Below are 11,515 nucleotides of genomic sequence, written 5' to 3'. Positions count from 1 at the left end.
CTAGGGCGTGTGGGGATTCACAAACGGGGGTTGATGTGATTCATCCTCCGGATGGATCGCGATGTTCTGACGGATGCCCAGTGGGCGAAGATCGAGCCGCATTGTCTGGGTAAGCCAAGCGACCCTGGACGCAGCGGCAAAGACAACCGGTTGTTTCTGGAGGCGGTGCTGTGGATTGTGCGCACGGGCAGTCCGTGGCGCGACCTGCCGGAGCGGTTCGGCAACTGGAACACGGCATTCCGGCGGTTCCGAGATTGGCGGGAAGCCGATGTTTTCAGGCGCATATTCGATGCGCTGTCGGATGAGCCTGACCTGGAATATGCCATGGTCGATGCGACGATCGTCAAGGTCCACCGTCATGGTCAGGGCGCAAAGGGGGGACTCAGAGCCAGGCCATTGGCCGCTCCAAAGGCGGCATGACGACCAAGATTCTGGCCCTCACCGATGCCTTGGGCAACCTCGTGCGCTTCCGTCTGATGCCGGGCCAGCGCTACGACAGCGTCGAGGTGCCGCCGCTGATCGACGGGATCGCTTTCGACGGGCTGATCGCCGACAAGGCCTTCGACAGCAATGCATTGGTTGCCGAGTTGAACGACCGCGGCGCTCGGATCGTGATCTCACAACACCCCGCCCGCGCGCAGAAACTCAGGATCGACCCCGACATCTACGCCTGGCGCCACCTCATCGAGAACTTCTTCTGCAAGCTGAAGGAGTTCAAGCGCATCGCCATGCGTGCCTGCAAAACCGATCAGAGCTTCGAAGCAATGGTCTACCTCGCTGCAGCCGTTATCAACTCACGATGAATCCCCACACGCCCTAGTGTTTCTGATTTTTCCGATTGGTTGCTTTGGCTTAGAGGGACTGCTGAGTTCCCAGCCATCTGGTTTTCGGATCCAAGACCCTGGGAATCATCGAGAAGTCCGGTTCTCTGTATTCCCCGCCAGAGGACCAATGAGGGCAATCCCTGTCACATGGTCGTCCGGCACCCGCTCGATCTGGAACAGGTATCCCGGCACGTCATCGAAGGCAGAGATAACCACCACGTCACCGGGCTGCATCGTACCACCCCGCCTTGAGAGCTTCCGTGTAGATCGCCATGGCAAGTTCACGGCTGATGCGGGATGCCACCCACGCGATCAGCATAAGGGTCAGCCAGCATCTGACTGAATGAAAGGCACGCTTGACAAGGCGCTGGAATGTGGTTTTATTCATCAAGTAAGTTCCTGTTTCTGCTTCTATTTCAGATGCAGGAGATTCCTCATTTCCTGAGGAACGGAGAGGCTGCTCAAACATCCATAGGAGTGGTTTATGGTTTTCCCTTTCCTCGCTCTGGCCATACCAGTGCTTCACTCGTCCGGAGCTTGGATCGCTTCAACCGCTGCTGGGGGGTATGTGGCAGGCACCCTATCAAGCACATGGATTGGAGCATTAGTTCTTGGGAACAAGGCGCTCTTTAGTGGCATCGGACTTATCTCCGCGGCAGGCATATTCGGTGCTGCCGGTGGGATTGGTGCCTCGGTAGCAGGAGGAGTTGGAGCTACTCTTACCGCGGTCGGGCTTGGCGGTGTCGCCAGCTATCTTGGTATTGCCCCTGTTACAACATTCCTGGGCCTGACTCCGTTTGGGTGGGCAATTGCAGGAGCAGGTACAGTCCTAGCAGCGACACTTGGGTATTATTTCACCCGTAAAACGATGTGGCGGCTAAACGAGGAAAGACAAAAGGGCGGTCTTGAGCCGATCACCATCTCGCAGATCATTCGAGAGGTTCGCTTGCTTGAGGTGCAGTCTATGAAAGATATACTTCAACGGCTGTCTAAGGAGCGTGATGATGTTCAAATTTCGGCCAATGGAGATGAGGCCATTGTAAACGGCCAAGCTTTCTCCATAGGGAAACTGAAGTATGTCGTTAATGATGACGCATCGGAAGAGATCGTTTTCATAACTAAGACGGGTCGCAGACAGCGGGTACTACTTGTTAAGCCCGCTGGAATGAACCCGGCATCTACCTCTTGATCCCGATAGCTGAAGAAGCGTAGGCCCTCAAACTGGTCGGGTAAACGCCCCACCTGTTGCCCCGCCCGGCCACCAGCTGGCAACATTCTGGTACCGGATCTTCCGTCTAACAGGAATCCTACCGCCCCAGCCAGTTCATCCAAATCGTTAATATAAATTCAGTTTTTATAGCTGAGCAACAGCTATTGCCGACCTTGACTGGCGGCAAGATCGTCACGCGCGGCCGTCGTCCCCGAGATGAGTGGCCTTGAGTGACCCAGCTTCTGCCCCAGGTTCCCTCTCTTGACAGGTGATGATCCTCTCGCACTCCGATCGCATCGGTGGCCGGCATCATCAGGCTTGCGCATGGATCAAAGCCCAACGAGGCTCAAGCGCGCGGCCCCCGCGCTCGGTGGCCGCAGTCCCTAGCGCTCCGTCGCGCCCTTGCCGGCGATGATCTTGTCGCGGAACTTCTCGATCCGGGCCATCCGCGTCGCTGACTGCCTGGCCTGGTTGAGGTTGAACAGGTAGCTTTTCTGCCGCCCCGGAGTCAGCGCGTGAAACGCCTCGGCCAGTTCCGGGTCGGCATCCAGCGCCTCGGCCAGTTCAACGGGCATGTCGATCTGGTGTTCGACCTTGGGCGGTTTCGTGCCCGCCTCGGCATGATCCATCAATTGCCGCAGATAGGCCCGGATCACCGGCTCCATCGCCGAAACCTGCTCGACCTCGGTAAAGCGAATCATGCCCGGCGTCCGGCTGTTCGGGCCCTGAGGCTCGAGCACGCCTTCGCTGTCCCGCAACAGGGCGGGGTTCATGAAGCTGAGCCGGAAATCGCCCCGGAACGCGCCGAAGATCGCGATATTGCGGCCGGCATGCATATAGGTGGGATGCGCCCATTTCACCACCTCCTCCAGCCCCATGTCCCGGCAGATGCGGCGCAACTGGTTCAGCCCGCGGATCCACTGCCGCGTCGAGCAGTCCGGCGTTGCGAACCGGGCGCAGCGGCCGCAGCCCTTGGTGAAGAAATCCTCCGCGTCGGTGATCATCGCCATGACCCGCCATCCCTGCCCTGCCCTTCGCCCGGATGCCGCCGCCTGCCGGCATCGGCCAGCCGGGCAATCCCGGTATAAACCGACAGCCGGGAGGTCGTCACTCGGCCCCGACGAAACGCGCCAGTTTCCCCAAGGTCTGCAAGCCCAGTTCCACGGCGCCAAAGCCCTTGGCCTGCTGGAATTCGGCCCCCGTGCTAAAGACCATCCCCAGCGTCACCGTCGTCGTCCCGTCCGCTTCCTCGAACGCGGCCCAGGCATCGGCATGCTTCGGCCCGTTTTCTCCCCAGAGCAGCGTATAGCCCAGCCTCTCTTCGGCCCGAACCTCGCCGTAAAGGTGGTGGTTCGGAAAGACCGTGCCATCCGGTCCGATCATGTCGAAGACCCATTCGCCACCCGTCCGCAGGTCGATCCGCTTGGTGCGGCAGGAAAATCCTTCCGGCCCCCACCATTGCGGCAGGGTTTCCGGGTTCATCCAGGCGTCCCAGACCACCTGCCGGGGTGCCCGGATGACACGCTCCAGCACCATGGTCCGCCCGGCCACGCCGGCCAGATTGTCGAGCCCCGCGTCGAAACCTTGCCGATAGCTCGCCTCCATGTCGCCCTCGAGCGAGGAAAGCTGCACCGTCACCGCCAGCCGGCTGCCCACGCCGTCCGGCAGGAAATCCGCTGTGACCAGCGCCGCCGATCGTGCCACGCCCTCGGACGAAACCACCTCGTGGTTTACGCTGCGCTGCCCCGGCTGCAACTCCAGCCAGCCGCATTCGCAGCGGATGACGGGCTGGCCCTCGGCCTTGCACAGAGAGACCTCGCGCCCGCCGACCCTGGTGTCGGCCTCCAGGAACTCCACCGCGACCGAAGGCACGGGTGCGGCCCAGACCGCCCGCGCGGCGGGCGCCGTCCAGGCCTGCCACAGGGTGGCGACGGGCGCCGCCACCTGCCGCTCGAAGTTCAGCGTCGCGAAGCGGCTCATCCCGCCAAGCCCTTGGCATAGGCTTCGAGCTGCGTCGCCACCGTGCCCCAGCCGTCGAAGAAACCCATGTCCTCATGCGACTTGCGCGCCTCGGGATTGCGGTGGCGGGCGATCGCGGTGTAGGTCGTCCCGCCGCCCGGCGCATCGGCCAGAAGCAGGATCGCGGTCATGAACGGCTCGGGCGCAGGCTTCCAGCCTTCGGTATAGCCGTCGGTAAAGACCAGCTTTTCCCCCGGCACCAGGTCCAGCCAGACGCCGTGATTGTCCATCACGTTGCCCTCGACCTCGAAGGTGGTGTTGAAGCGCCCGCCGACCCGCAGGTCGATATCCACCGCCGTCACCTTGTGCGGCGCGGGGATGAAGAAATGCGGGATATGCTCGGGCTGCGTCCAGCATTCCCAGATCAGGTGCCGGGGCGCGGCCAGCGTGCGGGTAAAGCTCAGGTCGGTATCGGGGTCGAGATCGAGTGTCATTTCGCGCGTTCCTCCATCAATTTCATGACGTAATCGTCCAGCCGGCCGAGCCGGCTTTCCCAGATGGCCCGCTGCTCGTCGAGCCATGTCCGCATCGGGGCCAGGGCCTCGGGCACGATGGCGCAGGACCGCACGCGCCCGTCCTTGGACGTGGCGATCAACCCCGCCTCCTCCAGCACCGAAAGATGCCGCATCACCGTCGGCAGGCGCAGCCCGGTGGGCGCGGCCAGTTGCGTCACCGGCGCGGGCCCCCTGGCCAGGCGCATCAGGATCGCCCGCCGGGTCGGGTCCGCCAACGCATGAAAGAGCAGCGAGAGGTCGGGATCATGCTTAGCCATGAAGCTAACCATTTCCCTTCCGCGACCCGCAAGCAAGGAAAAACTTCGCCGGTCGGCTAAGTTTTGCTCGTGGACCTTTGCCGATGAGCGGGGTCCGGACAATCGGGGCGAGTTCGCCTTGATCGCTCGCGCGCAGCGATGTGGATCCACCGATCCCCATGCCTGTCACCGCAGGGCGGCTTGAGGATGATCGGCGAAAAACGCGTTGCCACTCCTCGGGACCGCCGCCGCAACGGTGGCCCGAACCCTCGCCGTCGCATCCGGCAGATGCCGGCAGATGCGAAGGACACCCTTGCCGGCCCCATCACGCTTATCCGGCATATTCCAGACTGCCTGCGGATTGCCCAGATTGCCTATATGGCGGGCGCAGACACCTATCTTGCCTGCATGATGCGCAGCCCCTGCCCCGCCGCCGATTGACCTTATGCGCGGCCGGCGCCTCTCTGGCCCCATGTTCGACGCCATCGCACCCATCAGAATGCAGCGTAGCCGGGGGGCCGCTTCGGTCCGGCTGGGTCCGCGCGGGATCGAGGATCTGGCGCAATCGGGCTCGGCCAAGGCGATGCTGCCGCGCATGACCGCCGGGCGGCCCGAGATCGTCTTTCTGAACACCGCCGGCGGGCTGGCCTCGGGCGACAGGCTGGACTATCGCATCGAACTGGCCCCCCGCACGCAGGCGCTGGCCACCACCCAGACGGCCGAACGCGCCTATCGCGCCAAGGATGCGCCGGCACAGATCCGGTTGCATCTGCAGGTGGGCGAAGGCGGCTGGCTGGATTGGCTGCCGCAGGAGACGATCCTTTACGACGGCGCGCGGCTGGGGCGGGAAACGGCGGTCGATCTGGCCCCCGGCGCGGGCTGCCTGCTGCTGGAGCCCATCATCCTGGGTCGTCTCGCCATGGGCGAGACCATCCGGCACCTGCAGCTGACCGACCGCCGCATCGTGCGGCAGGATGGCCGGATGATCCATCACGACGCGCTGGCGCTGGACGATGCGGCGCTGTCCCGGCTGCATCACCCCGCCATGCTGGGCAAAGCGCGGGCGATGGCCAGCCTGGCGCTGATCGCCCCGCATGCCGCCGACCTGCTGGAGCCGGCCCGCGCGGTGCTGGACGAGCCCGGCGTCACCGGCGCGGCCAGCGCGCCGCCGGGCCGCCTGATCCTGCGCCTGCTGGCGGACGACGGCTGGCCCCTGCGCCGGCAGGTCATCCGTCTTTTGCGCGTCCTGCGCCCCGATCCCCTTCCCCGCATCTGGCAGGTCTAAGATGAACCTTACCCCCCGCGAACGCGAGAAACTGCTGGTTTCGCTGGCCGCGATGGTCGCCCGCAACCGGCTGTCGCGCGGCGTTCGGCTGAACCACCCCGAGGCCATCGCCCTGATCACCGATTTCGTCGTCGAAGGCGCCCGCGACGGGCGCAGCGTCGCCGATCTGATGCAGGCAGGCGCGCATGTGATCACGGCCGGGCAATGCATGTCCGGCGTGCCCGAGATGATCGAGGCGGTCCAGGTCGAGGCCACCTTTCCCGACGGCACCAAGCTGGTGACCGTCCACCATCCCATCCGCCACGAGGCTTGAATGAAACGGTTTTCCCTCATCACCGCCGCGACGCTTCTGCCGCAGATGGCCCTTGCCCATCCCGGCCATGACGCGGGTCAGTTCGTCGGCGGCCTGTCGCATCCGCTGGGCGGCGCCGATCACCTGCTGGCCATGGTCGCACTTGGCCTGCTGGCCGCACAGATCGGCGGGCGCGCGCTCTGGGCGCTGCCCATGGCCTTTGTCGGCGGCATGGTCTCCGGAGGCGTCGCGGGCTGGGCTGGGCTGCCCTTTCCGGGGGTCGAGCCGATGATCCTCGCCTCGGTGGTGATCCTTGGGGCACTGGTGGCCATGGCGGCACGGCTGCCGCTGGCGGTGCTGGCGCCGGGCAGCGCCTTCTTCGGCTTTGCGCATGGCTGGGCGCATGGGGCCGAGGGACCGGCGCAGGGCCTGATCGCCTATGCTGTCGGCTTCGCCATCGCGACCGCAGCGCTGCATCTGGCTGGGATCGGCCTTGGCAGGATACTGCATCGCGGGGTGCTGCTGCGCGGGCTGGGCAGCGGCACGGCGCTGGCGGGCATCGCCCTGGCGATGGGGGGCTGAATGATCCGCCATATGATCCCGGGCGAGATCCTCGTCGCCCCCGGCGACATCACCCTGAACCCGGGCCGCGCGCCGATCGCCCTGATGATCGCCAATAGCGGCGACCGCCCGGTCCAGGTCGGCAGCCATTACCATTTCGCCGAAACCAACCCGGCGCTGGTCTTCGACCGCGCGGCCGCGCGGGGAATGCGCCTGGCCATCCCCGCGGGCACCGCCATCCGGTTCGAGCCCGGCCAGTCGCGCGAGGTGAACCTCATCCCCTTCGCCGGCGACCGCGTGGTGCAGGGCTTTCGCAAGCAGGTGATGGGGGAACTGTGATGGGTCAGACGCTCTCGCGCGCCGATTACGCGGCGCTTTACGGCCCCACCACCGGCGACCGCATCCGGCTGGCCGATACCGAACTGCTGATCGAGGTCGAGCGCGACCTGACCATCCCCGGCGAGGAGGTCCGCTTCGGCGGCGGCAAGGTCGTCCGCGACGGCATGGGCCAGTCGCAAGTGACGCGCGAGGCCGGGGCGATGGATACGGTCATCACCGGCGCCGTGGTCTTCGACCACCAAGGCATCACCAAGGCCGATGTCGGGCTGCGGGACGGGCGCATCGCCGGGATCGGCAAGGCCGGCAATCCCGACACCCAGCCCGGCGTGACCCTGATCATCGGGCCGGGGACCGAGATCATCGCGGGCGAGGGCCGCATCCTCACCCCCGGCGGCATGGACTGCCATATCCACTTCATCTGCCCGCAACAGGTGGACCACGCGCTGCATTCCGGCGTCACCACGCTGCTGGGCGGCGGCACCGGCCCCGCGCATGGCACGCTGGCCACCACCTGCACGCCGGGGCCCTGGCATATCGCCCGGATGCTGGAAGCCTGCGCCGAACTGCCGGTCAATATCGGCATCGCGGGCAAGGGCAACGCCTCGCTGCCCGCCGCGCTCGAGGAACAGGTCCGCGCGGGCGCCTGCGCGCTGAAGCTGCACGAGGACTGGGGCACCACCCCAGCCGCCATCGACTGCTGCCTGACCGTGGCCGATGCGATGGACGTGCAGGTGATGATCCATACGGACACGCTGAACGAATCCGGCTTCGTCGAGGATACGATGGCCGCCATCGCCGGCCGCACCATCCACGCCTATCACACCGAGGGCGCGGGCGGCGGCCATGCCCCCGACATCATCCGCATGGTGGGGATGGGCAACGTGCTGCCCTCATCGACCAACCCGACGCGGCCCTATACCGGCAACACCATCGAAGAGCATCTGGACATGCTGATGGTCTGCCATCATCTCGACCGCCGGGTGCCCGAGGACGTGGCCTTCGCGGAATCCCGCATCCGGCGCGAAACCATCGCGGCCGAGGACATCCTGCACGATCTGGGCGCGTTTTCCGTGATTTCCTCGGACAGCCAGGCGATGGGCCGGATCGGAGAGGTGATCATCCGCACCTGGCAGACCGCCGACAAGATGCGCCGCCAGCGCGGGCGCCTGGCGGGCGAGACGGGCGAGAACGACAACCTGCGCGCCCGCCGCTATATCGCGAAATACACCATCAACCCGGCCATCGCGCATGGCATCAGCACCCATGTCGGCAGCATCGAGCCAGGCAAGCGCGCCGATCTGGTGCTGTGGTCGCCCGCCTTCTTCGGCGTCAAGCCCGAGATGGTGCTGGTCGGCGGCCGGATCAGCGTGGCGCAGATGGGCGATCCCAACGGCTCGATCCCGGTGCAGCCGATCTTCAGCCGCCCGATGTGGGGGCATGCCGGCCGCGCATCGGCCCTGTTTCTCAGCCGGGCGGGGCTCGAAGCCGGGGCGGGCGACGGCTTGGGCAAGGCGTTGATCGCGGTCGAGCAGACCCGCGGCATCGGCAAGGCGGACATGGTCCTGAACGATGCGATGCCGCAGATCGAGGTCGACCCCGAAACCTACGAGGTCCGCGCCGACGGCGAATTGCTGACCTGCGAACCCGCCACGGAACTGCCCATGGCGCAACGATATTTCCTGTTCTGAGCAAGGCAAGCCATGATCCCCTGCAGCGACCGCATCATCCGCAACGCCCCCGGCCCCTTCGACGCCGAGGTGGTTCTGGACTACGAATCCCGCCTTCTGCGCCGCAAGCGGCTGGCCTGCGCGGGCGGGGATTTCATGGTCGACCTGGCCGAGGTCGCCAGCCTCGAGGACGGCGACGCCTTCGCGCTGTCGGACGGCCGCATCGTCGTCGTCCGCGCCGCGGCCGAGCCGGTCCTGGTCGTTCGCGGCCCCCTGGCCCGGCTGGCATGGCATATCGGCAACCGTCACACCCCCTGCCGGATCGAGGCCGACCGGCTGATCATCCGTCAGGATCACGTGCTGGAGGCCATGCTGCGCCGGCTTGGCGCCGAGATCAGCCACCAGAACCTGCCCTTCCGCCCCGAAGGCGGCGCCTATGGCCACGGCCGCACCTTCGGCCATGACCACGGCCATGCGCATGACCACCATCACGCCTGAAGCCGCCCGGCTGAGATTGGCGCAATACCTGTCGCCCGCCTTTCCGACCGGAGGCTTCGCCTGGTCGCAGGGGCTGGAATGGGCGATGGACCAAGGCGCGGTGACGCGTGCCACCCTGCCGCAATGGCTGGAGGACTGGCTGGACCACGGCGCGGGCTGGTGCGATGCGGTGCTGTTGTCGCTGGCGCTGCGCCGGGGCGCCGATCACGCCGAGTTGGACGACCTGGCGCGGGCCATGTGTCCCTGCGCCCGGCGCCTGGCCGAGACAGTCGAGCAGGGCACCGCCTTCGCCGCCAATGTCGCGGCACTGACCGGCCGGCCGCAGTCCGCAGCCGCCCTGCCGGTGGCGGTAGGCCGGGCCTGCGGCTGCCTTCCCCTGCCCGCGGGCGAGATCATCGGCCTTTACCTTCAGGCGCAGGCGGCAGCGCTGATCTCGGCGGCGGTGCGGTTCCTGCCGCTCGGGCCGGTCGAGGGTCAGGCGATGCTGGCCGGATTGCAGCCTGCGCTTCTGGCGGCGGCGGCGCGGGCCGGAACGGCCGACCCCAAGGATCTGGCCAGCGCCACATGGGGCGCGGACCTCGCCGCGATGCGGCACGAAACCATGGTGACAAGGATTTTTCGATCATGAGCAACGGACCCCTGCGCGTCGGCATCGGCGGCCCGGTCGGCGCGGGCAAGACGACGCTGACCGAACAGATCGCCCGCGCGCTGGCGCCGCGCCTGTCGATGGCGGTGATCACCAACGACATCTACACGCGCGAGGACGCCGAGGCGCTGATGCGCGCGCAGGTGCTGCCCTCGGAACGCATTCGCGGCGTCGAGACCGGCGGCTGCCCCCATACCGCCATCCGCGAGGATGCCAGCATCAACCTTGCCGCCATCGCCGAGCTGAACGCGGCCTTTCCCGACCTGGACCTGGTTCTGATCGAATCCGGCGGCGACAACCTGGCCGCGACCTTCTCGCCCGAACTTGCCGATCTGACGATCTATGTCATCGACACGGCGGCGGGACAGGACATTCCGCGCAAGCGCGGCCCCGGCCTTGCGCGTTCGGACCTGCTGGTCGTCAACAAGACCGACCTTGCGCCGCATGTCGGCGTGGATGCCGCGCTGCTCGAGGCCGATGCCCGGGCCTCGCGCGCAGGCCGCCCGGTGGTCATGGCCGCGCTGCGCCACGGCAAGGGCGTGGCCGAGGTGGTCGATTTCCTGATCGAACAGGGCGGGTTGCAGCCCTGCCCTGCGCATTCGCACGGGCAATAGCCGCCCGAGGAGATCGCAGTCCAGAGAACGGCCGCCCATAGGCGAGGCATGGCCATCAAGGGAAAACTGGAAAATTGGCGCGGTTGACGGGGCTCGAACCCGCGACCCCCGGCGTGACAGGCCGGTACTCTAACCAACTGAGCTACAACCGCATTTCAGCCTCATCAGGCTTGCACCCGATCTATCCGCATTGAGGCCGGCAGGTCAATATACAATCAACACCCCACCTGAAATTAAACCAATGGTGGTTTATTTCCATTATGGGTTGATTTGTTTTGGATAACCCACGAATTTCTGACAGAGACACCTGAATATCATTGAGCTTCCCGCATTTATTGAGTCTATTCCAAGCGTGAACGCAGATGAGGTTTTCGTGGATCCGTTCGTTGCCGTGTTGATGGGAGGCACTTCCTCGGAGCGCTCCGTCAGTCTTTCATCTGGACATGCATGTGCGGAAGGCTTGGCCAAGGCAGGTTACCGTGTGGCACGGGTCGAGGTGCGGGACGATATCGCGGAAAAGCTGCTGCAAATTCGCCCAAGCGTCGTCTTCAACGCATTGCACGGAACCGGCGGCGAGGATGGCGCGGTCCAGGGATTGCTGGAAAATCTTGGGATTCCCTATACCCATTCCGGAGTGATGGCCTCGGCGCTTGCAATGCACAAGATCAATGCCAAGCATGTTGCCGCCGCGCATGGCGTTCCAGTCGCCGAGTCCATCGTGGTTTCCGCTGCCGATGCGAGTGCTTCGCATGTGATGCAGCTGCCTTATGTCCTGAAGCCCGTTGCGGATGGGTCCTCTTGCGGGGTTC

The 11,515-nt window shown here is 65.5% G+C and carries 17 protein-coding genes and 1 tRNA gene; 12 read left to right on the top strand and 6 right to left on the bottom strand.

Annotated features, from left to right (window positions below):
- Window positions 1-51: 51 nt before the first annotated feature.
- A protein-coding gene (locus tag BLT64_RS26150) for an IS5 family transposase (protein ID WP_086000141.1) occupies window positions 52-803 on the top strand; the annotation gives its coding sequence in 2 pieces (ribosomal slippage) (window positions 52-373 and window positions 373-803; 753 coding nt in all).
- Window positions 804-1,044: 241 nt separating this feature from the next.
- Here BLT64_RS26150 and BLT64_RS27080 read toward each other — a convergent pair.
- Window positions 1,045-1,212: a hypothetical protein gene (locus BLT64_RS27080; protein WP_157137427.1), complete on the bottom strand. Its 168-nt coding sequence runs from the start codon at window positions 1,210-1,212 to the stop codon at window positions 1,045-1,047.
- A gap of 96 nt (window positions 1,213-1,308) precedes the next feature.
- Here BLT64_RS27080 and BLT64_RS26680 point away from each other — a divergent pair, with 96 nt between their 5' ends.
- Window positions 1,309-2,013: a hypothetical protein gene (locus tag BLT64_RS26680; RefSeq protein ID WP_128492990.1), complete on the top strand. Its 705-nt coding sequence runs from the start codon at window positions 1,309-1,311 to the stop codon at window positions 2,011-2,013.
- Between the two features lie 404 nt (window positions 2,014-2,417).
- Here BLT64_RS26680 and BLT64_RS25090 read toward each other — a convergent pair whose 3' ends face one another.
- The 4 genes from BLT64_RS25090 to BLT64_RS25075 all read right to left on the bottom strand — a co-directional run bounded on the left by BLT64_RS25090 (window position 2,418) and on the right by BLT64_RS25075 (window position 4,825).
- Window positions 2,418-3,044 (bottom strand): YdeI/OmpD-associated family protein, encoded by a 627-nt coding sequence (locus BLT64_RS25090; protein WP_011747540.1) that lies wholly within the window; start codon window positions 3,042-3,044, stop codon window positions 2,418-2,420.
- Window positions 3,045-3,141: 97 nt separating this feature from the next.
- Window positions 3,142-4,014: an SRPBCC family protein gene (locus tag BLT64_RS25085; protein ID WP_011747539.1), complete on the bottom strand. Its 873-nt coding sequence runs from the start codon at window positions 4,012-4,014 to the stop codon at window positions 3,142-3,144.
- The gene (locus tag BLT64_RS25080; RefSeq protein ID WP_011747538.1) at window positions 4,011-4,487 is read right to left on the bottom strand and encodes an SRPBCC family protein; all 477 of its coding nucleotides are present in this window, start codon (window positions 4,485-4,487) and stop codon (window positions 4,011-4,013) included. Before BLT64_RS25080 ends, BLT64_RS25085 begins: the two co-directional genes overlap by 4 nt.
- Window positions 4,484-4,825, bottom strand: coding sequence for an ArsR/SmtB family transcription factor (locus BLT64_RS25075; protein ID WP_041529827.1), 342 nt, complete (start codon window positions 4,823-4,825; stop codon window positions 4,484-4,486). The genes BLT64_RS25080 and BLT64_RS25075 overlap by 4 nt, the downstream gene beginning before the upstream one ends.
- A 186-nt stretch (window positions 4,826-5,011) precedes the next feature.
- On the opposite strand from BLT64_RS25075, the gene BLT64_RS26675 reads away from it, so the two are divergent.
- Genes BLT64_RS26675 through ureG form a run of 9 tightly spaced genes read left to right on the top strand, consistent with a single transcriptional unit; the run spans window position 5,012 to window position 10,706 of the window.
- Window positions 5,012-5,245 carry a hypothetical protein gene (locus BLT64_RS26675; protein ID WP_128492989.1) on the top strand — a complete coding sequence of 78 codons (234 nt, stop codon included), beginning with the start codon at window positions 5,012-5,014 and terminating at the stop codon, window positions 5,243-5,245.
- Between the two features lie 4 nt (window positions 5,246-5,249).
- Window positions 5,250-6,089 (top strand): urease accessory protein UreD, encoded by an 840-nt coding sequence (locus BLT64_RS25070; RefSeq protein ID WP_011747535.1) that lies wholly within the window; start codon window positions 5,250-5,252, stop codon window positions 6,087-6,089.
- A gap of 1 nt (window position 6,090) precedes the next feature.
- Window positions 6,091-6,402 carry an urease subunit gamma gene (locus BLT64_RS25065; RefSeq protein ID WP_011747534.1) on the top strand — a complete coding sequence of 104 codons (312 nt, stop codon included), beginning with the start codon at window positions 6,091-6,093 and terminating at the stop codon, window positions 6,400-6,402.
- A complete protein-coding gene (locus tag BLT64_RS25060) occupies window positions 6,403-6,963 on the top strand; it encodes a HupE/UreJ family protein (RefSeq protein WP_011747533.1) in 561 nt (186 codons plus the stop codon).
- Between the two features lie 12 nt (window positions 6,964-6,975).
- Window positions 6,976-7,281, top strand: a complete 306-nt coding sequence (locus BLT64_RS25055; protein WP_041530140.1) for an urease subunit beta — start codon at window positions 6,976-6,978, stop codon at window positions 7,279-7,281.
- A complete protein-coding gene (gene ureC, locus BLT64_RS25050) occupies window positions 7,281-8,969 on the top strand; it encodes an urease subunit alpha (RefSeq protein WP_011747531.1) in 1,689 nt (562 codons plus the stop codon). The genes BLT64_RS25055 and ureC overlap by 1 nt, the downstream gene beginning before the upstream one ends.
- Before the next feature lie 12 nt (window positions 8,970-8,981).
- On the top strand, window positions 8,982-9,446 hold the full coding sequence (locus BLT64_RS25045) for an urease accessory protein UreE (RefSeq protein ID WP_011747530.1): 465 nt from the start codon (window positions 8,982-8,984) through the stop codon (window positions 9,444-9,446).
- Window positions 9,427-10,074 (top strand): urease accessory protein UreF, encoded by a 648-nt coding sequence (locus tag BLT64_RS25040; RefSeq protein WP_011747529.1) that lies wholly within the window; start codon window positions 9,427-9,429, stop codon window positions 10,072-10,074. Before BLT64_RS25045 ends, BLT64_RS25040 begins: the two co-directional genes overlap by 20 nt.
- Window positions 10,071-10,706, top strand: a complete 636-nt coding sequence (ureG, locus tag BLT64_RS25035; RefSeq protein WP_011747528.1) for an urease accessory protein UreG — start codon at window positions 10,071-10,073, stop codon at window positions 10,704-10,706. The genes BLT64_RS25040 and ureG overlap by 4 nt, the downstream gene beginning before the upstream one ends.
- Before the next feature lie 75 nt (window positions 10,707-10,781).
- Here the strand turns inward: ureG and BLT64_RS25030 are convergent.
- Window positions 10,782-10,858 (bottom strand) — tRNA-Asp (locus BLT64_RS25030).
- Between the two features lie 221 nt (window positions 10,859-11,079).
- On the opposite strand from BLT64_RS25030, the gene BLT64_RS25025 reads away from it, so the two are divergent.
- Window positions 11,080-11,515: D-alanine--D-alanine ligase (locus tag BLT64_RS25025; protein WP_496559550.1), on the top strand; the 436-nt coding region annotated here is incomplete at its 3' end.

Origin of the sequence: Paracoccus denitrificans (genome assembly GCF_900100045.1) — a bacterium.
Taxonomy (GTDB): domain Bacteria; phylum Pseudomonadota; class Alphaproteobacteria; order Rhodobacterales; family Rhodobacteraceae; genus Paracoccus; species Paracoccus denitrificans.
This window is presented reverse-complemented; position numbering and strand designations above follow the sequence as displayed.

Excerpts from the sequence above, each read along its gene's own strand:
- BLT64_RS25060 (WP_011747533.1), top strand. The coding sequence starts at position 6,403 with ATGAAACGGTTTTCCCTCATCACCGCCGCGACGCTTCTGCCGCAGATG.
- BLT64_RS25090 (WP_011747540.1), bottom strand. The coding sequence starts at position 3,044 with ATGGCGATGATCACCGACGCGGAGGATTTCTTCACCAAGGGCTGCGGC.
- ureG (WP_011747528.1), top strand. The coding sequence starts at position 10,071 with ATGAGCAACGGACCCCTGCGCGTCGGCATCGGCGGCCCGGTCGGCGCG.
- BLT64_RS25075 (WP_041529827.1), bottom strand. The coding sequence starts at position 4,825 with ATGGCTAAGCATGATCCCGACCTCTCGCTGCTCTTTCATGCGTTGGCG.
- BLT64_RS25070 (WP_011747535.1), top strand. The coding sequence starts at position 5,250 with ATGCGCGGCCGGCGCCTCTCTGGCCCCATGTTCGACGCCATCGCACCC.
- BLT64_RS25055 (WP_041530140.1), top strand. The coding sequence starts at position 6,976 with ATGATCCCGGGCGAGATCCTCGTCGCCCCCGGCGACATCACCCTGAAC.
- BLT64_RS25085 (WP_011747539.1), bottom strand. The coding sequence starts at position 4,014 with ATGAGCCGCTTCGCGACGCTGAACTTCGAGCGGCAGGTGGCGGCGCCC.
- BLT64_RS26675 (WP_128492989.1), top strand. The coding sequence starts at position 5,012 with ATGATCGGCGAAAAACGCGTTGCCACTCCTCGGGACCGCCGCCGCAAC.
- ureC (WP_011747531.1), top strand. The coding sequence starts at position 7,281 with ATGGGTCAGACGCTCTCGCGCGCCGATTACGCGGCGCTTTACGGCCCC.
- BLT64_RS25045 (WP_011747530.1), top strand. The coding sequence starts at position 8,982 with ATGATCCCCTGCAGCGACCGCATCATCCGCAACGCCCCCGGCCCCTTC.
- BLT64_RS26680 (WP_128492990.1), top strand. The coding sequence starts at position 1,309 with ATGGTTTTCCCTTTCCTCGCTCTGGCCATACCAGTGCTTCACTCGTCC.
- BLT64_RS25040 (WP_011747529.1), top strand. The coding sequence starts at position 9,427 with ATGACCACCATCACGCCTGAAGCCGCCCGGCTGAGATTGGCGCAATAC.
- BLT64_RS25080 (WP_011747538.1), bottom strand. The coding sequence starts at position 4,487 with ATGACACTCGATCTCGACCCCGATACCGACCTGAGCTTTACCCGCACG.
- BLT64_RS25065 (WP_011747534.1), top strand. The coding sequence starts at position 6,091 with ATGAACCTTACCCCCCGCGAACGCGAGAAACTGCTGGTTTCGCTGGCC.
- BLT64_RS27080 (WP_157137427.1), bottom strand. The coding sequence starts at position 1,212 with ATGAATAAAACCACATTCCAGCGCCTTGTCAAGCGTGCCTTTCATTCA.